The 23,522-nt window shown below is 39.6% G+C and carries 20 protein-coding genes and 1 other annotated feature; of the genes, 16 read left to right on the top strand and 4 right to left on the bottom strand.

Annotated features, from left to right (window positions below):
* Window positions 1-14: 14 nt before the first annotated feature.
* From IGI67_RS07290 to IGI67_RS07240, 11 genes are all read left to right on the top strand, one after another.
* Window positions 15-1,268, top strand: coding sequence for a PTS sugar transporter subunit IIC (locus IGI67_RS07290; RefSeq protein ID WP_429957260.1), 1,254 nt, complete (start codon window positions 15-17; stop codon window positions 1,266-1,268).
* A gap of 231 nt (window positions 1,269-1,499) precedes the next feature.
* Entirely contained in the window at window positions 1,500-2,888 is a 1,389-nt protein-coding gene (locus tag IGI67_RS07285) for a glycoside hydrolase family 1 protein (RefSeq protein WP_429957259.1), read from the top strand.
* Between the two features lie 20 nt (window positions 2,889-2,908).
* The gene (locus IGI67_RS07280; RefSeq protein WP_207110301.1) at window positions 2,909-4,000 is read left to right on the top strand and encodes a MupG family TIM beta-alpha barrel fold protein; all 1,092 of its coding nucleotides are present in this window, start codon (window positions 2,909-2,911) and stop codon (window positions 3,998-4,000) included.
* Window positions 4,001-4,080: 80 nt separating this feature from the next.
* Window positions 4,081-4,307 (top strand) — a binding site (T-box leader).
* A 297-nt stretch (window positions 4,308-4,604) separates the two neighbouring features.
* Window positions 4,605-5,246 (top strand): amino acid ABC transporter permease, encoded by a 642-nt coding sequence (locus IGI67_RS07275; protein ID WP_207110302.1) that lies wholly within the window; start codon window positions 4,605-4,607, stop codon window positions 5,244-5,246.
* A 13-nt stretch (window positions 5,247-5,259) separates the two neighbouring features.
* Window positions 5,260-5,895 (top strand): amino acid ABC transporter ATP-binding protein, encoded by a 636-nt coding sequence (locus tag IGI67_RS07270; RefSeq protein WP_207110303.1) that lies wholly within the window; start codon window positions 5,260-5,262, stop codon window positions 5,893-5,895.
* A 23-nt stretch (window positions 5,896-5,918) separates the two neighbouring features.
* Window positions 5,919-6,746, top strand: a complete 828-nt coding sequence (locus tag IGI67_RS07265; RefSeq protein WP_429957258.1) for a transporter substrate-binding domain-containing protein — start codon at window positions 5,919-5,921, stop codon at window positions 6,744-6,746.
* A 118-nt stretch (window positions 6,747-6,864) separates the two neighbouring features.
* Window positions 6,865-9,270 carry a DNA translocase FtsK gene (locus tag IGI67_RS07260; protein ID WP_207110305.1) on the top strand — a complete coding sequence of 802 codons (2,406 nt, stop codon included), beginning with the start codon at window positions 6,865-6,867 and terminating at the stop codon, window positions 9,268-9,270.
* A 416-nt stretch (window positions 9,271-9,686) separates the two neighbouring features.
* Window positions 9,687-11,633: a BglG family transcription antiterminator gene (locus IGI67_RS07255; RefSeq protein ID WP_429957257.1), complete on the top strand. Its 1,947-nt coding sequence runs from the start codon at window positions 9,687-9,689 to the stop codon at window positions 11,631-11,633.
* 5 nt (window positions 11,634-11,638) lie between these two features.
* The gene (locus IGI67_RS07250; RefSeq protein WP_207110307.1) at window positions 11,639-12,100 is read left to right on the top strand and encodes a PTS sugar transporter subunit IIA; all 462 of its coding nucleotides are present in this window, start codon (window positions 11,639-11,641) and stop codon (window positions 12,098-12,100) included.
* Window positions 12,101-12,186: 86 nt separating this feature from the next.
* A complete protein-coding gene (locus IGI67_RS07245) occupies window positions 12,187-12,498 on the top strand; it encodes a PTS fructose-like transporter subunit IIB (RefSeq protein WP_207110308.1) in 312 nt (103 codons plus the stop codon).
* Between the two features lie 11 nt (window positions 12,499-12,509).
* Window positions 12,510-13,601, top strand: coding sequence for a PTS fructose transporter subunit EIIC (locus IGI67_RS07240; protein ID WP_207110309.1), 1,092 nt, complete (start codon window positions 12,510-12,512; stop codon window positions 13,599-13,601).
* 38 nt (window positions 13,602-13,639) lie between these two features.
* On the opposite strand, the gene IGI67_RS07235 is transcribed toward IGI67_RS07240, so the two are convergent.
* Window positions 13,640-14,398, bottom strand: a complete 759-nt coding sequence (locus IGI67_RS07235) for a DeoR/GlpR family DNA-binding transcription regulator (protein WP_429957256.1) — start codon at window positions 14,396-14,398, stop codon at window positions 13,640-13,642.
* 287 nt (window positions 14,399-14,685) lie between these two features.
* Between IGI67_RS07235 and IGI67_RS07230 the strand changes: the two genes are divergently transcribed.
* The 5 genes from IGI67_RS07230 (at window position 14,686) to IGI67_RS07210 (ending at window position 20,619) form a co-directional block, all read left to right on the top strand.
* Window positions 14,686-17,034: a formate C-acetyltransferase gene (locus IGI67_RS07230; protein ID WP_429957255.1), complete on the top strand. Its 2,349-nt coding sequence runs from the start codon at window positions 14,686-14,688 to the stop codon at window positions 17,032-17,034.
* A gap of 14 nt (window positions 17,035-17,048) precedes the next feature.
* Entirely contained in the window at window positions 17,049-17,831 is a 783-nt protein-coding gene (locus tag IGI67_RS07225; protein WP_429957254.1) for a glycyl-radical enzyme activating protein, read from the top strand.
* Between the two features lie 250 nt (window positions 17,832-18,081).
* Window positions 18,082-19,149: a 23S rRNA (adenine(2503)-C(2))-methyltransferase RlmN gene (gene rlmN, locus IGI67_RS07220; RefSeq protein WP_207110313.1), complete on the top strand. Its 1,068-nt coding sequence runs from the start codon at window positions 18,082-18,084 to the stop codon at window positions 19,147-19,149.
* Window positions 19,150-19,343: 194 nt separating this feature from the next.
* Window positions 19,344-20,159, top strand: coding sequence for a prenyltransferase (locus IGI67_RS07215; protein WP_429957253.1), 816 nt, complete (start codon window positions 19,344-19,346; stop codon window positions 20,157-20,159).
* A 52-nt stretch (window positions 20,160-20,211) separates the two neighbouring features.
* Window positions 20,212-20,619, top strand: coding sequence for a hypothetical protein (locus IGI67_RS07210; protein WP_429957252.1), 408 nt, complete (start codon window positions 20,212-20,214; stop codon window positions 20,617-20,619).
* A 200-nt stretch (window positions 20,620-20,819) separates the two neighbouring features.
* Here IGI67_RS07210 and IGI67_RS07205 read toward each other — a convergent pair whose 3' ends face one another.
* The 3 genes from IGI67_RS07205 to IGI67_RS07195 all read right to left on the bottom strand — a co-directional run bounded on the left by IGI67_RS07205 (window position 20,820) and on the right by IGI67_RS07195 (window position 23,468).
* Complete coding sequence (locus IGI67_RS07205) at window positions 20,820-21,299, bottom strand: DUF2798 domain-containing protein (protein WP_429957251.1); 480 nt, start codon at window positions 21,297-21,299, stop codon at window positions 20,820-20,822.
* Window positions 21,300-21,598: 299 nt separating this feature from the next.
* Window positions 21,599-22,429, bottom strand: coding sequence for an NUDIX hydrolase (locus IGI67_RS07200; RefSeq protein WP_207110529.1), 831 nt, complete (start codon window positions 22,427-22,429; stop codon window positions 21,599-21,601).
* Between the two features lie 106 nt (window positions 22,430-22,535).
* Window positions 22,536-23,468 (bottom strand): peptidylprolyl isomerase, encoded by a 933-nt coding sequence (locus IGI67_RS07195; RefSeq protein WP_207110528.1) that lies wholly within the window; start codon window positions 23,466-23,468, stop codon window positions 22,536-22,538.
* Window positions 23,469-23,522: the final 54 nt, after the last annotated feature.

Below are 23,522 nucleotides of genomic sequence, written 5' to 3'. Positions count from 1 at the left end.
GGGGGAACACAAAAATGGATGGATTTATTAATTTTATGGAGAAACACTTTATCCCGCACGCATCAAAAATCGGTAACCAACGTCATTTGATTGCAATTCGGGATGCCTTTACAGTAACTATGCCGCTGATGATCTTAGGTGCGTTAGCGGTAATGCTTAACAACCTGCCAATTCCGGCCTTCCAAAACTTTATGAACGGCATTTTCGGCGGTGAAGCGTGGAAAGGCTTCGGTGGAGCAGTTTGGAACGGAACATTTGGTGTTCTGTCAGTTTTCATCGCTTTCCTTGTGGCGTATAACTTAGCACATCATTATGGTAAAGACCCAGTAGGTACAGGTATTGTATCAGTAGCTTCTTTCTTCACTTTAGGTGCAGCTACTAGTGGGATGAACTCTTCTGGTTTGTTCGTAGCATTGATCGTTGGTATCATTGTTGCAGAAATCTTCACTCGTTTAGTTGGAAATGAAAAATTAATCGTTAAAATGCCAGACGGCGTGCCGCCAGCAGTTGCACGTTCATTCGCATCTTTATTCCCAGCTATGATTACTATCTCAATCTTTGGTTTAATTGCAGCAATTATTGCCGGATTTGGTGTTGAAGATATGTTCGCTGAATTCTATGCATTGGTTCAAGAACCATTCATGGGCTTGGCAAATTCTTACGGTTCAGCATTATTGATCGCATTCATTACACCATTCTTATGGTTCTTTGGTTTACACGGTGCTAACATGATCGATCCATTCATGCAAGCAATCAATGCTCCTGCTATTGAAGCAAACAATGCTGCTCTTGCAGCTGGAAAAGCAGCTCCTTATATCGTTAACAAACCATTCATCGATTCATTTGTAAACATGGGTGGTACGGGTGTAACGATTGGTTTAATCATCGCTATCTATTTAGTTGGACGTAAAAACAAACCGTTTATGGTTGTAAACAACTTGGCAGCAGCTCCTGGTATCTTCAATATCAATGAACCATTGATGTTTGGTTTACCATTAGTACTGAACCCAATTATGTTTATTCCATTCATCATAACACCAATGATTTGTGTATCAACAGCGTACTTTGCAACAAGCTTTGGCTGGGTGCCTGCAGCGACAGTTATGCCACCATGGGTAACACCACCAATCATCGGAGGATTCTTGGCAACTCAAAGCTTCTCAGGTGCAATCTTGGCAGCAGTTAACGTATTAATCTCTATCGTAATTTACGTTCCATTTGTATCATTGGCAACAAGACAAGAGTTAAAAAAAGTAGTTGAAGCATAATTGATAACAAAAGAGGGGTTATGGATCGAACATTTGATCCCTAGCCCCTGTTTTGCCAGCTTTTCTTCCTAATTTTAGCAGAGTACAAAAATAATAGTTTTAAAATTAAGTTAGACTGCCAGTTACACTGTGAGCTTTCTATTCATCAGTGGAATGGTAGATGTGACGAAAATCAAACTAATTTTTCCATAGATAAAAACGAATACCTTAGTATGAAGAAGGAGATTTACAATGAAAACTTTTCCAAAGAATTTCTGGTGGGGTGCCGCAACATCTGGCCCGCAAAGTGAAGGACGCTTTAACAAAAAACATGCGAATGTCTTCGACTATCATTTTGAAATCGAACCAGAGAAATTCCATAATCAAGTTGGTCCCGATGTAGCATCAAATTTTTACAACAACTACAAAGAAGATATTCAAATGATGCGTTCGATTGGTATGAACAGCTTGCGGACAAGCATTCAGTGGAGCCGATTGATTGATGATTTAGAAACAAACACAGTCAATCAAGATGCAGTAGACTTTTATAACAATGTGATCGATACGATGCTAGCTGAAGGTATGACACCAACAATGAATCTGCACCATTTTGATTTGCCAGTAGAATTGTATGACAAATATGGTGGCTGGGAATCGAAAAAAGTAGTGGAGCTATATGTTGGTTTTGCTGAGAAATGCTTTGAATTGTTTGGTGATCGCGTTAAATTTTGGACGACTCACAATGAACCGATGGTTGTGGTAGAAGGAGAATACTTATTCCAATTCCACTATCCTAATATTGTTGATGGAAAAAAAGCGGTACAGGTCGCCTATAACTTAAATTTGGCTTCTGCGAAAGCTATACAAGCATTCCGAAAAATGGCAATCGATGATGCGCAAATTGGTACGATTTTAAATCTTACACCGACTTACGCTGCCTCAGATGCGCCAGAGGATCAAGAAGCAGCACGGATCGCTGAACTTTGGAACAATAAAATGTTCTTGGAACCGGCGATCTATGGACATTTTCCTGCGGAATTGGAAGAGTTGTTAACGAAAGATAAAGTTTTATGGGAAACGAACGATGAAGAAAAAGAAATTTTGAAAAATAATACGGTTGATTTCTTGGGTGTGAACTTCTATCATCCAAATCGAGTGAAGGCACCTGATGTGGCACCGAACTCAGTAGGTGCATGGATGCCGGATCGCTACTATGACGCTTATGACATGCCAGGTCGTCGTGTGAACTTGGATCGCGGCTGGGAAATCTATCCAAAAGCCTTGTATGATATTGCTGTGAACATCAAAGAAAACTACAAGAATATTCCATGGTATGTATCGGAAAATGGTATGGGTGTCTCCAATGAAGAACGCTTTAAAAATTCTGATGGGATGATTGAAGATGATTATCGGATTGATTTTGTACAGGAACATTTGGAATGGCTTCATAAGGGAATCGAAGAAGGCTCGAATTGCTTCGGCTACCATATGTGGACCCCGATTGATTGCTGGTCTTGGTTAAACTCATACAAAAACCGTTACGGATTTATTTCAAACAATATCCATACTCAAATCAAAACAGTTAAAAAATCTGGACACTGGTTCAAAGCGGTAGCCGAAAGAAACGGCTTAGAAGACTAATCGATAGAGGAGGAAAATAAGTGAAACGTGAATTAGGTATTTCAGTATATCCCGATCATAGTGATCCGCAGGCGGATCGTGATTATATCAAGAAGGCAGCAGAGCTCGGCTATACTAGAATTTTTATGAGCATGCTGGAAGTAACTGAAGGCAAAGAAAAGGTCAGTGAAAAATTTGGCAGCATTATCCGCTATGCGAAGGAGTTAGGTTTTGAGACAGTCTTAGATATTGCACCATCAATTTTTGATGATTTAGGGATTTCTTATGACGACTTAAGCTTCTTTGCAGAACTTGGCGCTGAGGGGATTCGTTTAGATGAAGGCTTCGATGGAAATAAGGAAGCGATGTTGAGCTATAATCCAGAAGGCTTAGCGATTGAGCTGAATATGAGTAACAATGTTGCCTATCTCGATAATATTTTGTCCTATGAAGCGAATGAGCCATTCATTTATGGCTGTCATAATTTTTATCCGCAGGAAGGCTCTGCTTTGCCTTATGACTTCTTCATCAGCTGCAGCGAACGCTTCAAAGGTCATGGCATCAAGACCGCGGCCTTTGTCACAAGCCATGATGCGGAATATGGTCCATGGGATGTCAATGACGGATTGCCAACTTTAGAGATGCACCGTCATTTACCGATTGATTTGCAGGCACGTCACATGTTTGCGACCGGATTGATTGATACAGTGATTATCGGAAATGCCTATGCCTCGGATGAAGAATTAGAAAAAGTAGCCGCTGTTGATCGCTATAAAGTAAGTTTAGGAATCGAATTTGTCCCGGAAGCAACAGAGATTGAACGTAAAATCGTTGCTGATCCAAAGCATTTCCGTCGGGGGGATATCACTGCCGCAACGGTTCGATCAACGATGGTGCGAGTAAAGTATGCGGATGTTCCTAATCCTGTACATGATAATACGCAAGAGTTTCAAGTCGGTGATGTTGTTGTAGGCAACGATGATTTTGGGAAGTATAAAAATGAATTACAGATTGTTTTAGAACCTCATAGTGATCCACGGAAAAATTTAGTCGGCAAAATTCCGCAGGAAGAATTGATTATGCTGGATTTCTTGAAGCCTTGGACAAAATTTCAGTTTGTTTCTAAAAACTAAATTTGAGAAAAATGATAAAAAGATGAAGGTTCGTTATTGACAAATGCTTTAAAGGCGTGTAAAGTATGACTCAACTTAATCAAACGACAATGAAAAGAAGAGTAGCATTTTATTTGTTCTCAGAGAGTCTCTGGCCGGTGAAAAGAGACAGCAATGATTTGTGAACCACATCTTTGAGTCGATCAGCTGAAATCAGTAGGCTGGTCCGGGAGAGCCCGTTAGCGCAGAGGTCAGATTGACCAGTTGAGACCGTTCGTTGCGAGACGACGGTGAAAAAAAGGTGGAACCACGTAATTACGTCCTTTAGCCCTAGCGGCTAAAGGACTTTTTTATTTCACTGATGAGGCAACTGACCCATAGAGGTTCTTTTCGCGAGGAAGGGACAAAGATGAGGTGGAACCGCGTAGTTAACGTCCTCTGGTAGAGATACCAGAGGGCGTTTTTTTGTGAGTTCGTTCTGATGGGAGAACGGAGAGTGGAATTTTAAGTGATTAATGAACGAGCTATCTGCCACTAGCAATTTCCACCTTAATAAAACAGCAAAGTCACGATTAAGAAGCATCGAAAGGCCGTACAACTTTCGATAACATGGAGGGATATTGGAATGAATTATTTGATCGAAGTCATGCCTCAATTATTACAAGGGGCGACAACAACACTGAAATTATTTGCTTATACAATATTAGGCTCGCTGCCGTTAGGAATTTTATTATCATTTGGCTTAGCTAGTCGTTTTAGACCATTACAATGGATCTTGCGTTTTTACGTTTGGATCATGCGAGGGACTCCATTATTATTACAATTGATTTTTGTCTTTTATGGATTGCCGCTAGTTGGCATTATCTTTGATCGATTTGAAGCTGCACTTTTTGCGTTTGTGTTGAACTATGCGGCGTATTATGCTGAGATTTTCCGCGGCGGGATTCAATCGATTCCATTAGGACAATACGAAGCGTCAAAAGTTATTGGCTTAACCCCCATTCAAACGATTACACGAATCATTATTCCTCAGGTTGTTAAAATCGTATTACCATCCGTTGGGAATGAAGTCATCAATCTAGTGAAGGATACATCCCTTGTTTATATTCTTGGATTGTCTGATGTGATGCGCGCTGGTAAAATCGCGATGGAACGAGACACGACATTACTTCCGCTATTCGGAGTAGCAATTATTTATTTGGCATTGACAGGAGTGACGTCAGTTGTCTTGAAGCAACTAGAGAATCGATTAAATTATTATCGTTAGGCAGGTGGAAAAAATGATCGAATTAAAAAATGTAAACAAATCTTTTGGCAATAAAAAGGTGATTGATAATTTAGACTTGGTAATTCCCGATGGACAAATTTTAGCTATTGTCGGACCCTCAGGCGGTGGGAAAACGACCTTATTAAGAACATTAGCGGGCTTAGAGACGTCAGATAGCGGGACGTTTTTATTAGATGGAAAACCTTTTGATCCGACGTCTTCGAAAGAACAGGAACAAGTCGTCGGTGTGGTTTTCCAAGATTTTCAATTATTTCCACATTTGAGTGTGCTGGACAATATTACGATCGGTCCGCGTTTAGTTTTGAAGCAAGACAAGGAAACTTATACGAATAAGGCGAAGCATTTAGCCAGTCTGTTAGGCATCGAAGAATTGCTGGATAATTACCCCTATCAATTATCTGGGGGGCAAAAGCAGCGTTTAGCGATTGCTCGGGCGATGGCGATGAATCCAAAGGTATTAGCTTATGATGAGCCGACAAGTGCTTTGGACCCTGCTTTACGTCAGCAAGTAGCCAGCTTGATTTTAGAATTAAAGGCAGACGGTGTCACTCAGATTGTTGTTACCCATGATTTAGTTTTTGCGGAAGAAATTGGTGATCAGTTATTGAAGGTTGAACCTATCAAATAAAAAAAGATGCAGGAGGAGTAAATATGAAATTGAAAAAAATGATTTTGGGAATGGCAGCTGTTTTGACTTTGGTGACGTTGACTGCCTGTGGGAAGAAAGAAAGCAGCGGTGACGACAGTTGGAAGACTATCGAAAAGGAGAAAAAGGTAACGATTGGCTTAGACGATACATTTGTTCCGATGGGCTTCAAAGACGAAGACGGGAAAATCGTTGGATTTGACGTAGATTTAGCGAAAGCAGTTTTTAAAGAATATGATATCAAGGCTGATTTTCAGCCAATCGATTGGTCAATGAAGGAAAATGAACTGGAAAATGGCACGATTGATTTGATTTGGAATGGCTACACAGTAACAAAATCACGGGAAAAGAAAGTGTTGTTCTCTGATGCTTACGCACAAAATGAACAGGTTTTAGTAACTAAAAAGGACAGTGGGATCACGAAGGCTGAGGGAATGAAGGGGAAAATCTTGGGTGCTCAAGAGGGATCATCTGGATACGAAGCCTTTAATAACCAAGCAGAAACGTTAAAGGATATTGTAAAAGAGAATGATGCGACCTTGTATGCTAGTTTCAATGAAGCAATGATCGATTTAGAGAACGGACGTATCGATGGTTTGTTGATTGACAAAGTTTATGCGGATTACTACTTAAAGCAAGCTGGAAAATTAGACAATTTTAATATTTTCAGCGTAGGCTTCAAAAATGAAGATTTTGCTGTTGGTGCTCGTAAAGGCGATAAAGAATTAGTCAGCAAAATCAACAGCGCATTTAAAGAACTGCAGGATAATGGAAAATACGCTGAGATCTCGAAAAAATGGTTTGGCGAAGAATTGTCATTACCGAAAAAATAGTCAGTCATTTTTATCCCTAAAAAATTTAAACTTTAGTTAACCAAAAAGAAAAGGCGAGCAAAACTTTTGTTCGCCTTCTTTTTTTTGTATAATGGTACAGAATGGAAAGAGGGATAGCATGGCGCAAAAGAAGCGTACAAAGAAAAAAAGAAAAACAAAAAAACAAAAACAACTACAAGAACAGCGCCTGATTATCGGGATTGGGCTTTTATTTATTTTATTCGCAGTCTTTGCTTTATTTAAGTTGGGCTTTTTAGGAAATTTAATTGCTAATGTGCTGCGATTGGTTGGTGGGAACACCTATCAATTTCTTGCTGTACTTTTAGGTCTATATGGCGGATTACTAGTTGCCAAGAATACAAAGCTGCGATTAACCAAACCTCGGCGCTGGATTGGGATTGGCGTTTTCTATTTAGGAATTCTGCTGATTCTTCATGCTCGTTTATTTGCGAACGTGGCAAGTCAGGATCCGAATATTTTAAAAACGACTTGGGATTTATTAATGACTGATTTCTTAGGAAATAGGATTACTCAAAATGTTGGCGGCGGAATGCTGGGCGGGACGCTTTACAGTTTGACCCACTTTTTAGTGTCGCAGGTAGGTAGCTATTTGATCGCCGGCCTCCTATTGATTCTTGGAGTGTTCTTGTTTAGTCTCCTAGAGTTCAATCAAGTGACTGATTATTTAGCGAAGCTTGTTGAGACAATGCAAGAAAAATTCTCTGAGTCAGACGAGAAAAAAGCATTGCGGACTGCGAAGAAGGAAGAACGGCAAGCTCAAAAAGCACAAGCCAAAGCTGAAAAACAAGCCGCCGAAAAGGCTAAAAAGGAAGCTGAGTTGGCAGAACGTGAAAAAAATAAGGTTCGCTCAATGACTCCAGGCGAGCAGCTGGCGAAGGAAAGCCAAGAACATCTGGTCAAAGAGCCGGAACAAATGACTTTAGTACCGATCGAAGGCTTCCAAGAAAACTTGGAGCCGGCAACGGCCCCAGCAGCTCCCGCGAAAAAAATGGAACTTGATGAAGAGGAAATCGATGATCCAGGTGATTTGGAATTTGAGATCAATGCCGAACCTGAGGATCATGATTATCAACTACCGCCTTCGACTTTGCTGGATTCGATTCCAGCAGCAGATCAGAGCGATGAGTACAAGAAAATCGAACAGAACATTAAAGTGCTGGAAAAAACCTTCAATAGTTTTGGTGTAGATGCAAAAGTTGTGAAAGCCAGCTTAGGCCCATCTGTTACTAAATTTGAAGTGCAGCCGGCGGTTGGTGTGAAGGTCAGCAAAATTGTAAATCTGACTGATGACATCGCCTTGGCCCTGGCAGCAAAAGATGTGCGGATGGAAGCTCCGATTCCCGGAAAATCTTTGATTGGGATCGAGGTGCCTAACAGCACCATCAGTATGGTCTCATTTAGAGATATCATTGAAGCACAGCCTAATCATCCAGATAAGTTGTTGGAAGTGCCACTAGGTCGAGATATTTCAGGAATGGTTCAAACTGCGGACTTATCGAAAATGCCTCACTTGCTGGTTGCAGGCTCAACTGGTAGCGGGAAGTCCGTGTCGATCAATGGGATCATCACCAGTATTTTGATGCGGGCAAAACCGAACGAAGTAAAATTAATGATGATCGACCCGAAAATGGTTGAATTGAACGTCTATAATGGCATTCCTCATTTGTTAACACCAGTTGTTACCAATCCGCGTAAAGCGGCGCAGGCCTTACAAAAGGTCGTACAGGAGATGGAAGAGCGTTACGAAAAATTTGCGGCTACAGGAGTACGGAATATTTCAGGATTTAACGAATTAGTGATCCAGAAGAATCTGGAAGACGGACAAAATCGTCCAATCTTGCCATTTATTGTAGTAATTGTAGATGAGTTAGCCGACTTAATGATGGTTGCCAGTAACGAAGTCGAAGATGCAATTACACGGCTGGCACAGATGGCTCGTGCGGCCGGAATCCATATGATCTTAGCAACGCAACGACCAAGTGTTGATGTTATTACTGGGATCATCAAGGCCAATGTACCCTCACGAATTGCATTTGCGGTTTCGAGCGGTACTGACTCGCGGACGATTATTGACAGCAATGGTGCCGAAAAACTTCTAGGTCGCGGGGATATGCTGTTCTTGCCGATGGGTGAAAATAAACCAATCCGTGTACAGGGAGCATTCATCTCAGATCATGAGGTAGAACGAGTGGTGGAATTTGTTTCAGATCAGCAAGAGGCGCATTATGAAGAAAAAATGATGCCGACCGAAGAAACATCTTCTTCGCCATCTGAAACACCACAGGATGAATTGTATGAGGAAGCCAAAGCGTTAGTAGTGGATATGCAGACCGCGAGCATCTCACTGCTGCAGCGGCGTTTCCGTATTGGATATAACCGTGCGGCTCGGATCGTGGATGAGTTGGAAGAACACGGTGTGATTGGACCATCGACAGGAAGTAAACCGAGGGAAGTTCTTCTGCAAAAAGCAGAGGAAGAACTCGAAAATCCATTAGATGAGTAGAAAAAGCTTTGCCAGAAATTTTTTGGCAAAGCTTTTTTTGTTTTCCACAGTTATTGCAAGATTACATTAAATAGAGCGAGCTCATCAGCAACAAGATTAGTTGGCAGACCTGATGTGAAACAGGTGCTAAAAGTTAAGTGAAATTATGATGCTATATTTATTGCACATATGTGCAGAATCAAACTCATTTGAAGTTAGGAAAACTCTTTTACGTTAGTGAACTAATTTTCTACTTGTACACAGAAATACTGTTACTTTAGGGTTTCATTCAGAAATACCAAAGCCTCATTTGCTAAATAATCGTTAAATGGCGAAAATTTCAACATTAATGTGTAACTTTTATGTGTTATACAATAGGAAAAGCCTGTGCTATCTTTTTGTTACATTGATAAGCGCCTACAATGGGAGGAATAAAAATGAAAGGGTTGAATCTACGACAGAAAAAATTGATTCATTTGCTAGTTCAGAATGAGAATTACTTGCCGGTATCCTACTATTCCGAGAAGTTAGAAAAATCGCGTCGAACCATTTATTCTGATTTAGATAAAATCCAGACTGTCTTACCAGCTGGTCAACTGTTTTTAGAAAAGAAACCAAGAATCGGAATTCAATTAAGAGGAACAGTTGAAACAAAGATGCAGTTTTTAGAACAAGTTACTGCAACTAAATGTGAAACTGTTAACATGTCGCAAGAACGTCAATGGCAAATTGCAAAGCAGCTGTTGATTGATGAAAAGACCGTGACGCAACAAATGCTGGCACAACAGTTTCATGTGAGTGCAAGCTCGATCGTCAACGATTTGGATAAAATTGTTGAAAGGTATCGTTTGACATTGGTACCTTCAAAACGCGGAACGAAAGTTATTGGAAGTGAAGAAGAAATTCAAAATAGTCTTTTTCGCTTTTGTGAGGATTACTTAGATAATCACGAAATCGATGCGGAGCAGTTATTTCAGAAATCAACACAGGAGTTATTGCTCAAACTGTTTCCAAGCTCAATAATTAAAGCGATTCTACAGCAGATAGAAGAATGGCAGCACCAAACAGATTTCTGTTTTCCCGAGCATTATATAAAATCTCTGTTCATTCGCTTGTTAGTTTTCTGTTTTCGTTTGAGTAACAGCCGGCATATTGAAGAAAAAGAATTTCTGTTTGATCAAATCAAGCTGATCGACACATATCTGCTCGCTAATGAATTATTGGAGAAGGTAGCAGAAGAAACGGCTCTTGTTTATAACGAAGAAGATATTTCTTATGTGAATCGTCAATTAGTAGGCTATGGAGTAACACCTAACATTAAAGAGCAAAAGAACTACGAAAAGTATGGAAGAACAATCCAAAAAATATTAGTGAATATGGGAGAAATCATGCAAGTTGATTTCTTAGCGGATACCCAATTAGCAGAACGATTAACAAGCCATTTTATTCCGATGATCTATCGATTGAAAATGGGAATAGCCCTCACAAATCCATTAGTTGAGGAAATCAAAAGTCAGTATGGGATTACGTTTAATGCAACTTGGTACGCATTAGCAAATGTCGAAAAGAAATTGGAGGTTCATTTCAATGACGAAGAAGTGGCATTGGTAGCAATGTATTTCCAAGTATCACTAGAAAAAAGTCAAAACGGTAAAAAGATTTTGATTGTCTGTCCTAACGGTGTGGGAACATCAGAGTTAATTTTCAATAAAATTAAACGTATTTTACCAGCACAAGATATTGCTGAGATTACAACAGTCGATAAGCTTTACAAGAAAAATCTGGATAATGTGGATTTGATCATTTCTTCTATTAAGTTGGAAGATGTGAATAAACCGCTCATCAAAGTTTCTACTTTGGTTACACAGGAAGATATTAAGAACATCACCGCCCTCTACTCAAACTTATTTTATTCAGAGGAAACAGATGAAACGGAGATTTTAGATTTTCCTTTTTTGAAACAAGTAATCGATCTAGATTTTATTTACACACAAAAAACCTTTTCGGATAAGCGGATTTGCTTGAACTGGATGATCAAACAATTAGAAAAAAAGCGGATCGTTACTAGTGCATTTCGTAAAGAGGTTTTTGACCGGGAAGCCATTGGAGAAACGGCGTTAGCAACAGGAGTTGCTATCCCTCATGCGTCTCCGCAGAATGTTCTGCGGACTAAGATTGCGATCGTTACCTTGGCTCAGCCAATCATTTGGGATCAGCGAAGAGTGCACTATGTTCTGTTGATGTGCATTACAAAAGCAGATCGTAAACTGGTCAGAGGTGTGATTACTGATATTCATAAAATTGTTCAATCGGAAAAGCAATTGACATGCTTTTTCGCAGATAAAACGGCAATTGACATTTATAACGACATTATCAGGAGGTAAGTTACATGCAAGTGATTAACGAAGAATTAGTTGATTTATCAATTGATGCGGATTCAAAAATGAATGCCATCACTCTCTTGGCGGATCGAATTAATCAAGCAGGTCGATTACATGATCATGCAGGTTATGTGGAGAGTGTAATCGAGCGAGAGGACTTAACAACAACAGGGATTGGATTTGGGATAGCTATTCCACACGGCAAAAGCCCGTATGTGAAAGAGACTACTGTAGCTTTTGGACGTTTGAATAATAAAATAGATTGGCAGAGCCTTGATGGTGAAAAGGTTGGATTAGTCTTTTTATTAGCTGTTCCTGAAGAGTGTCAAGGAGATCAGCATTTAAAAATAATTGCTGGATTATCAAGAAAGTTGATTCATCAAGAATTTCGATCCATCTTAGAACAAGCATCAAGTGATCAAGAAATTGTCGATTTACTAAATGACAGCCTAGCTGGCGTCGTCGCTTAAAAAGAAATGATTAAATGGAATGTGCCAAGAAAGCTCATTTCTCATTTTACAAATATTTTGAAACGAGGAAAAAGGAGAGAAAAATTATGAAATTAGTCGCAGTAACAGCATGCCCATCAGGAGTTGCCCACACTTATCTGGCTGCCGAAAGTTTAGAGGTAGCAGCGAAAAAGAACAGCGTGGAAATTCATGTAGAGACGCAAGGATCAATTGGAATAGAAAACGAATTGTCATTAGAACAGATACAAAGCGCAGATGCGGTAATCTTAACCAATAATATTGGAATCAAAAATGAGGATCGTTTTAAAGGCAAACCAGTTGTCCGTGTAAGTGCCGGTGATTGCATCAATAAGGGAGAAGTAATCGTTAAAAAGCTTCAGCAGAAATTAACAAAATAGGAGGAACCGCAATGATTGAATTACTAAAAGATACAAGAAAAAACTTGATGACCGGCGTTTCGTACATGATTCCTTTTGTAGTTGCAGGCGGAATTTTATTAGCATTGAGTGTGTTGCTTTCAGGAAATGCTTCTGTGCCCGATAAAGGCTGGTTGGCTGATATTGCGAATATCGGGATTACCGGGCTTGGGATGATGGTTCCAATTTTGTCTGGCTACATTGCCTTTTCCATGGTGGATCGCCCAGGGTTAGCACCGGGAATTATCGGTGGATTGATCGCCAGTAATATTGGTGCTGGTTTCTTAGGTGGAATTCTATCAGGGATTTTAGCCGGAATAGTCGTTTTTTATTTAAAGAAAATCAAATTACCATCAAGCTTGCGTTCATTAGGACCAATCTTTATTATTCCATTATTTGGAACACTGGTTGTTGGTGCGCTGATGTACGGGGTCATTGGTCAACCGATTGCAGCATTGATGACAGCTTTAACAAAATGGCTGGAATCAATGGGAACAGGCAACTTAGTAGTTCTTGGACTGATTCTAGGCGCGATGATTGCCTCTGATATGGGGGGACCAATCAATAAGGTTGCTTTTAGTTTTGGTTCTGCCATGGTGGGAACGATCAATCCTGCGACAGGTTTACCAAGCGATACAGCGTTGACGATCATGGCAGGAATCGGAGCAGCGATCTGTATCCCGCCGCTTGCGATGGGATTGGCGACGATTGTTGCTCCTAAGAAATTTACTGTTGAAGAAAGAAATTCCGGAAAAGCTGCGATTGTGATGGGAATGGTAGGTATCTCAGAAGGCGCGATTCCGTTTGCTGCAGCTGATCCATTGCGTTGTATTCCGGCAAATATGATCGGAAGTGCGATTGGAGCAGCGATCGCAATGGTGTTAGGCGCTGGGAATCCAGCACCTTGGGGCGGATGGATTGTTGCACCGGTAGCTCAGAATCCGCTTGTTTACATTCTTGGAACAGTGATTGGATCGGTGATTACAGCAGGAATCGTTATCGCTTTGAAAAAGCCGATCGTTGAAGAAGCTTCTCAAGTAATTGGCATTGATGATGACTTTGATTTGGATATCGAAATTATGTAATAAAAAAGATGTGCCGAAAAATTATTCGGTGCATCTTTTTAAACTAAAATCAATTTTGCGTAAGCACTGATCATGCGTTCATAATCTAAAGGCAGCCCTTTGCTGGTAATAACGATGTCGATCTCCGACCATGGAGCAACTTGAACAAGTGACGTTTTTTCAAATTTCGTGTAATCCAGCAGTACGATATTTTTTGTAGATTTTTTAAGCATTCGTCGTTTTGCTTCGGCATCGATCAAAGAAGAGGTACAGAAGCCTTTGCGATTTTTAACACCGCTGGAGCCGAAAAAGCAGAGATCAAATTGAATATCAGGAAACATTTCACTTCCGCTGTTACGAAAAGCCATATCAGCAGGAGAATATTCACCGCCAAAACAAAAAAGCTTGTGCTGACCGATTGCTAGTTGAGAAATGGCTGCCAATGAACTAGTAAAGAGCTGTTTCTTTTCCAAAGGGACTATCTTTTTTGCAAGAAGAGCCAAAGTGCTTCCTTGATCTAAGCCAATCGTATAATCTTCGGCAGTGATAAGATTCAAGGCGGCTTGAGTAATTTTGTCCTTCTCTGAAAATTGTGAGGTTCTTTGGAGAACCGGAGCTAATTCTTTTTCCCGTATTAATCTTGCTTTGCCATGATGTTTCTCCAAAATGCCTTCTTCGGCTAAATAGGCTAAATCTTTGCGGATCGTTTCATCGGATACATGAAACTTTTTCACTAGTGTTTGGACCTTAATCTCATTTGTCTGATATAACAGTTCAGTGATTTCCTTGCGCCGTTGGGCAATTTCGGCAGCCTTCATACAACCCCTCCTGTTTTTTCTTCAACGGTAGCATGAGATTCCAATAAAAACAATCAAAAACTTGGGAAAAATTGCACAATTCCAATTTTTTTCTTGTAATTCAAAGAAGTTTATAGTTTCAATTGAAAAAAATCCTATACTAAGGATGAACAGAAGCAAAGAAAGAGTAAGATAGACACCAAATAATAGTCAATAGAACTGTAAATGGATGGTATACGGCTTGAGCATCAAACCAATTTTTCTTGAAGGAAAAATTAATTCTTAAAAATGAAAAAGGAGTGAACGAAATGGGAACGGGAGTTATTAATCAGAAAAAAAATATCGCGAATGTTGTCGTCAAAGGCAATCTCCGAATTCAAATGATGAAGGACCATTTATTTAAAGAAAAGCGTCAGATTTCATTGGAGCGCGCCTTGCTCTACACAGAGAGTTATCGTCAGACTGAAGGGGAACCTACGATCATTCGACGAGCAAAAGCGGTGGCAAATATTTTAGCAAATGTTGAAATCAGTATTCGCGATGGAGAATTATTGGTCGGCAATCGAACGGTTCGTCCGCGATCAGGGATACTTTCGCCAGAGATGGATCCGTATTGGATCATGAAGGAGATTGATACGATCGGCACACGACCACAAGATCAGTTTGAATTCACAGAAGCAGATAAAAAAATCTATCGTGAGGAGTTGTACCCGTATTGGGAAAAGCATTCGATGAAGGATTTTATCAATGGCGAGCTGACTGACGAGGTAAAAACAGCTCTAAAAGATGAAGTCTTCAAATTGAATCAGACGGATAAGGGGCAAGGTCATATCATTATGGATTTTCCTGGGATTTTATCACGAGGGATCGATAGTTATATTGAAATGTTAGACAAGAAAATCAAGGAAACCCCTAATAATCATTTCTATCAAGCGGGAAAAATTGTTTTTAAGGCGATGTGCGATCATTTTATACGTTACGCTGAATTAGCGGAGTGCATGAGCAGAAATGAAAAAGAGCCGCAGCGTTATCAAGAATTGAAAATAATCACAAAAATGTGCCGCAAGCTGAGCACAGAAAAGCCCGACTCATTTTACGAGGCATTGCAGCTGTTATGGATGACTAGCATCGTTGGTCAATACGAATCAAATGCCTCTTCGCTTTCTTTAGGGCGGATGGATCAATATTTATATCCATTTTACGAATCGTCATTGCAGGCAGGAGTCGATCAAGAATTTTTATATGAAGTTTTAGGAGACTTTTATATCAAAACAAATGATGTAGTGCTCTTACGTTCTGAGAGCAGCGCAAAGTGTTTTGCAGGATTTCCGACAGGATACACCGTCGTTTTAGGTGGATTAAATGAACTGGGGCATACTTCAGTAAATCCATTGTCATTTGTCATGCTAGATATTTACCATGAAATCCTATTGCCGCAACCGAACTTGTCTGTACGGATGAATGAATTGATCCCCCGTCGCTTTTTACTGAAAACAGTCGAAACGATTCGTTTAGGAACGGGAATTCCTCAATTGTTCAATGATGAAGTTTGTGTACCCGCCTTTTTAAGCAAAGGCGTATCGCTTGATGACGCACGTGATTACGCGACAGTCGGTTGTGTAGAAACATCGATTCCTGGAAAAACGTATGGCTTGCACGACATTGCCCTCTTTAACTTACTGAAAATTATGGAACTAAGTATGTATGAGTTAAGAGAAGATGTTGATTTAACGTATAATCAATTAGTCGAGACGATCGAGAAAAAGATTGATTATTATGTAGAGTTGGTAGTCAAGGGATCGAATATCGTAGATTTAGGTCACCGCCATTACGCTCCGACGCCATTTTTGTCCGTCTTGATTGAGGATTGTTTAGAAAATGGTAAGGATGTGACTGAAGGTGGTGCACGGTATAACTTTTCTGGGGTACAGGGGATAGGCGAGGCAAACTTGAGCGATTCAATGTATGTCATTAAAAAAATGATCTTTGAAAATGAAGAAATGAGTTTTAGCCAATTAGTGGATGCTTTGGAATCAAACTTTACTGGTGAATATGTTGAACTCCAGCAGCACGTGATTCAAGATTTTGAGAAATTTGGTAATGATAATGATGAATTAGATAGGATTGCGGCAACATTATTCCGACACTATGCCAATGAATTAGCAAAATACGAAAATGTTCGTGGAGGCCAATTTATTCCAGGGGCTTACACGGTATCTGCCCATATTCCATTAGGTGAAGCAGTTGGAGCTACTCCAGATGGTCGAAAAGCTCAAGAGCAACTGGCCGATGGAGGATTGTCTCCGATGGTGGGGCGCGATCACTTAGGGCCAACAGCTGTATTAAAATCTGTCAGCAAGCTGGATAACTATTTGACTGTCAACGGCAGCCTGTTGAATTTGAAGTTTCAGCCGAATACGTTGAAAGGTCAACAAGGATTGAATAAATTTGCTGATTTTTTATTGGCTTTTACTAAACTAAAGATTCAACATGTCCAATTCAATGTGCAATCGAAGGCAACATTGCTGGAAGCGCAAAAGCATCCAGAAAAATATTCCGGGTTATTGGTACGAGTGGCCGGCTACAGTGCCTTCTTTGTTGATTTGAACAAGCAAATTCAAGACGATATCATCGCTCGTGTTGAACATCAATTGTAGAATGAGGGATAGAAATGGATCGAGGACTTGTTTTTAATATTCAACGCTATTCTGTTCATGACGGTGGCGGTATTCGTACACTGATTTTTTTGAAGGGCTGTCCTTTGCGTTGTCCGTGGTGCTCCAATCCGGAATCACGTAAAAAGGTTGAACCAACCACTTGGAAAAAGAATGGTAAAACTGAACAAATTGGAGAATGGTGTTCATCAAATGAATTGCTGGATGAGGTATTAAAGGATGAAATTTTTTATCGGACATCCGGTGGTGGAGTAACTTTATCTGGCGGTGAGGTTTTGATGCAAACAGAATTTGCCAGTGAATTTTTAAAAGAGTTAAAGGGTCTTGGAATCCATACGGCAATTGAAACGACAGGATGTTTTCCAGTGGAAAGAATTGAAAAGCTTGCTCCTTATGTTGATCAGGTGTTGTTTGATTTAAAAATCATGGGGCATTCTGAGGCAAAAAGAGTTATTGGCGTTGATCCGGAAATGGTTACTAAAAACTTTGATTATCTTCTAACTCAAAAGCAAATCCAAGTAGTTCCCCGCATCCCGTTGATACCTGAGTACACGACAAATGAAACAAACATTCAACGGCTTATTCACTTTTTAACTGTACGACGATTGGAGGAAGTTCATTTATTACCGTTCCATCAATATGGCAGTAGTAAATATGACTATTTAGGCTGGGAATACCCTATGAAAAAGGTTCAAACCTTAAAACAAGCAGAAATTGATGAGATCAAAGAGTTATTTGAACGAGCTGGAATTTTAGCTAATATCGATGGATTAGAATGAGAGACCTTGTGTCTCTCTTTTTTATAGTAACTTGTGAAATCATTTCTTTTTTCCAAAGTTGATTGTTTTCTCTTTGTGAATCGGTTATAGTATGAAGCGAATGTTTCCAGATTTTTTCACTATTTAAAGCGAGAAAAATGGAATACTTACGAAGAGAAGAGAAATTTATAGAATTTCCAACCTTATTATTGAGTTAGCACGCTGAGATAATGGGCTAGCGCTTCGGTACAATATAGTAGGAGGTAACACCTTGGAAAAACCCTCAATTTATGGTTTAAGAAGAGAAGAATTAGTCGAATGGTTTCTAGAACACGGCGAGAAGAAATTCCGGGCAACACAAGTTTGGGAATGGCTCTATCGCAGTCGTGTGACTGAGTTTGCAGAAATGAGCAACCTTTCGAAAAAAACGATTGCTTTGTTAGAAGAAAATTTTGTTATCAATCCGTTAAAACAATTGGTTGTGCAAGAAGCCAATGATGGGACAGTTAAGTATTTATTTGAACTGCCGGATCATTTAATGATTGAGACTGTGTTGATGCGCCAAGAATACGGGCTGTCTGTCTGTGTGACGACCCAGGTCGGCTGTAATATCGGCTGCACCTTTTGTGCGTCCGGCCTGTTGAAAAAACAACGTGATTTGACTGCTGGTGAAATTGTGGCCCAGATTATGCTGGTTCAGCATTATTTTGATGAACGTGGCGAAGAGGAACGCGTTTCTCATGCCGTTGTGATGGGAATCGGAGAACCATTTGATAATTATAATAATGTGATGAACTTCCTAAACGTTATTAATGATGACAAGGGGATGGCCATCGGTGCTCGTCACATCACTGTCTCAACAAGTGGTTTAGTTCCGAAAATTAAAAAATTTGCAGAAAATGGCCTACAGGTTAATTTGGCGATTTCATTGCATGCGCCCAATAATGAGGTTCGCTCTTCAATCATGCGAATCAATCGCAGCTTCCCGATCGAGAAACTGATGGAAGCCGTTGATTATTATATAGAAGAAACCAATCGTCGAGTAACGTTTGAATATATCATGCTTTCAGGTGTGAATGATCGTCCAGATCATGCACAGGAATTAGCGGATCTGATGAAGAACAAGAAAAAATTGGTTTATGTGAACCTGATTCCTTATAATCCAGTCAGTGAACATGATCAATATTCTCGTAGCAGTAAAGCAGATGTGTTGCGCTTCTACGATGTACTGAAAAAAAATGGCATCAATTGCGTCATTCGAAAAGAACATGGAACAGATATCGATGCTGCCTGCGGACAATTGCGCAGTAAGCAAATGAAGAAGGTCGCAGCAAAATAAACCGTTCACTCCCTCATTTATTGAGGGAGTTTTTTTACAAAAAAATAGAACAAATACTTAAGGGGAAGAAAACAACTAATCCTGAAATAGATGAGCTGTTAGGAAAGAGTAAACACAAACAGAGGTGAAAGTATGTTCCCTTCTCTAAGCTGGCTATGATAAACTTAAAAGAAAATGCATTGAAGGAGTAAAAGATGAATAAAGCAGATATTCAAACAATTTTAGCTCATCGGTATGATCAAGGTTGGGATTATTGGACGACAGAGGATAAGCGATTGGGGAAGGGCGCTCCTTTTTCTTGTTTAGAATCAGCAGAGTATTTGTTGGAATTGGGAATGGACCCGCAAGAGGAGATCTTACAAAAAGTTGCGGAACTTTTATGGGAATGCTGGCGCGAACCTGGAGAGTTTAAACTATACCCTAAAGGTGCTGTATTTCCTTGTCAAACAATTCCAGCAGCTATTCTTTTAGTTCGTTTAGGTCATGGAGAGGATCCTCGAATGAAGCAGACAATGGATCACCTATTAGCAACACGTTACGATGACGGTGGTTGGTGGTGCAAAAAATTCTATTATGGACGTGGACCAGAAACGGAATTTTCAAACCCACTACCGACATTAAATGCGCTAGAATTATTTCGACGGACAAGCTTTGTTGAAGAAGCTGAGTTAGATGCCGCTGTGGAATTTTTGTTGAACCATTGGGAAACGAAATTACCCATTGGACCATGTCATTATGGAATCGGAACATTGTTTATGCAGGTGGAGTACCCATTTCGCGGATATAATCTATTTTACTACCTTTATGTTTTGTCTTTTTATAAGAAAGCTCGGAAAGATCCGCGTTTTAACGAAGCATTTGAATCATTGAGAGAGAAAACGATAGAGGATCAGATAGTTGTGGAGCGCGTAGTCCCGAAATTACGCAAATTAAACTTTTGCAAAAAGGATCAGGTGAGTGTTCTAGCGACTAAACGCTATCAGGAGATCGTTGCTAATTTAGCCAAATAGAATCTATCTCCGTTTAATGCGTATCTTTTAATAAATAAGGAGGTAGGCAGCAATGAAGTTAATCGAAATAAAAAGAGAATACGGACTCAATCAAAATACGTTTTATGGTTGGTTAAAAGAAAATCAGATGATCGTAAAAGAAATGACGGGTTATGTTGTCGGTCCCAGTGCTCTTGAAGGAATGGAAACAAGTACCAGCAAGCGGGTTAATGAAGATGGAGAGGTATTGATCACCACTCAAGTGATTGTGGATAATCAAAAAATCCCTCAACTACTGGAGCAATATGAAGCATCCGGTCTGCCAAGATTATATTCTCATCAAAAGCAGAAAAATGATTCAGCAGCAAGTTCTATCAGTGGATTAGAAAAAAGAGTAGATATTCTTGAAAAACAGGTATACATTTTAACAGAGCAGCTAACGCTATTTTTGAAACAGAATAGCCGCGAACATAAAGCTTAGTTTGATAATACGCGCAAAAAAAAGAGCTTCTTTTTCCCGACTTGGAAAAAGAAGCTTTTTAATTTAACCATAAAGAAAGCAAAAAATTCTCACATGAATAAATCGCTTTGCAGCAGGTATATCCATGTCTGGTTTCACGAACTAGCTTTATCGGCAATAAGCTGAGCGAGTTCGTGAAGCCTTTCTTGGGGCAGTTTGCATTACGCTATAATTGTTCCAACAGGAAAAATTCTTCTGAAAATTTTTCGAACAAGAGGTCCGGCAATGAGTAGTTGAAAGGGTAGAGCCATGATAAGATTTTTTAAAATATTGCTTCCCCAGACAACGAAAATCAGGTTCCACTCTTGAGTTTTGCTCAACACTTCGATTGTACCGTAAAGGGACATGAAAAAGACCATCGGCAAGACCATACAGCTGGATATCGTTAGGACTTTGCGTAAGGGACTGGCAAAAGTCGGCAGTAGCTTGAATGCCACTTTTTTAGCTGGATTCGAAACGACGAACCAATCTAAAATCAAAGCACAGAAGTAGCCTAACGGCAGACCAAGCCAAGCAGATTTAAGAACCTCCATGGTGAAAGCTCCTGAATGCAGATAAATATTGTATAAACTCATCCAGAAAACCATCACAAAACACATAATTAACGTATAAACAAAACTTTCTCTTTTATTTCTTGGCATAAAAATCCTCCTAATTTTTTGAATACAGTTCATTTCTACTAAGGAAATCATTTTTCAAAAAAAATGACTAGGAATGTCGTTGGGCATTTCGTTAAAGCGAAACATTCCGACCTTCATTGAAGATAGTAACCTCGTATCCATCTTATAATTTATTAAACTGCTAAAAGCAGAACTGACAAAAAAGTGGCAATCGTATAACTCGCTACGATTGCCACTTGGGATCTTCACTGCGTTATGGAAAGACATTTTTTGCTTTTTCCATTATATACAGATTTTCCTCTTTCATGTAAGTAAAACTTTTATTTTTTTTCACCAATCTCATCTTTTAAGCGATAAATCTTTGAAGGACGTCCAATTCCGACTGGACGCTCGCCGATTTCATCAAAATATTGCAACATTGCTTTTTTGAAATTGGAGTGATCGACTGTTTTGAAATCGACCCCTAAAAATTTAGCAAAAACTTTGCGCGCTTCTGTGATTGTAAACTCTTCACCTAAAACTTGCAGGATCAATGGCTCATGATCCATTTTATTAACGACCCGATTGAAAGCTTTACGAATGATCTCATTGTGGTCAAAAGCTAAAGTATCTTTGCCAATTGATTTTCCCGTTTCTAAGTCGATCTCGATGGAGATGTCGTCATCGCTGGTCAGATAAATCGTTTCACCATGACGCTCCATATTAAACCAGCGAGCATCTTGAGTGTCATCGCCAGCAGTCGGCGGCACTTGTCCGATAAAGGCTAAATAGCTGACAGTAATCACCCAACCGCGAGGATCACGATTTGGTGAACTGAAGGTATGTAGTTGTTCAACATTTTTTCTGCCGATAACCAAGCCAGTTTCCTCCGCAGTTTCGCGGCGAACGCTATCATTCGTGGATTCATTCCGCTCGACAAAGCCGCCAGGCAACGCCCAAGAATTACGGTAGGGATTTCCGCGACGCTGGATTAATAAAATTTTCAGCTGATCTTCTTCTTTGTTATAGCCCATAATGACAATATCAACGGTGACAGAAGGTTTGTCATATTCAGGATGATCCTGTTCTTTATACCAAGCGACGAATTCGGCTTCGTCAGCTTCGTGTTCATAATAATCTTTTTCTGCTTCTTTAGAGGCAAATTTTTTCATGCTTTGTTCACCCATCTTCTTATTATAAGTAATCGCTACTTTATTGTAGCATGAATATCTAAAAAAGGGGAACTCCGCTTGGAATTCCCCTTTTGATTCATTCAACTTATTTTGTGGATTCAGTGGTTGCTTTTTTGTTTGAACTATTTGTAGTCAAGAAGTCAGATAAGATATTTTCGAATGAATCATCTTTGATCTTCACGTTCGCTTTCTTCAGTTCTTTAGCGATAACTTCAGAAGAGAACGTTTGGTCAGCCATTTTTGTATCTTCTGCGATTTGTTTCAATTCTTTCTTGTATTTATCCATGTCATTGCCTTTAGAAGAATTTTTCTCCATTTTAACAATGTAGTAGCTTGATTGGTAAGTAGATGAATCCATTGCAGTAACTACATCAGAAACTTCTCCATCTTTCAACTTAAAGGCTGCTTCTTTTACTTCAGTTGGAACTGTTGATGATTGAGAATCAAATTTGATTTCTCCGCCATCTTTTTTCGTTGTTGCATCTTGTGATTTTTCTTTTGCAATTTTAGCAAAATCACCTTTGTCATCTAATTGTTTCTTTATTTCTTTGGCTTCATCTTCGCTGCTTGCTAGAATGATGCGGGCTGTTACTTCTGGATGGAATGAATCCCAAGCAGATTTTAAATCTTTATCGGTGATTTTCACATGCGATTTTAAGCCTTCTTGGAAAGCCAAGGATTGTTTCAAATATTCTTTATAAGATTTTTTCGTATAACCAGCAGATTTCAATTGGCTTTCGAAGCTATCGCCTAATTGTTTTGCTTGTTTGTTGTATTCTTTATCGATTTGTTTATCCGTAACTTTATCCCCATAAGCATTTTCGAAAACTTTGTAGATAATCATATTACGAACTAAACTTTGGTTCGTTTGTTCTTTTTTCGCTTCATTATAAAAATCTTCGACGGTGATTTTTCCGCCCTTCATTGTCGCGATGTCTTGATTAGAACTTCCTGAACAAGCCCCCAGTACAATTACGCTAAGTAAGCCAGCAGTGGCTAAAAGAATCTTTTTCTTCATTTCTTTGCTACAACTCCTAAAATTATATTTACATACGTTTGTTATTCCTTTTCA

This window comes from Enterococcus sp. AZ196 (assembly GCF_050498845.1).
GTDB lineage: Bacteria > Bacillota > Bacilli > Lactobacillales > Enterococcaceae > Enterococcus_A > Enterococcus_A murrayae.
This window is presented reverse-complemented; position numbering and strand designations above follow the sequence as displayed.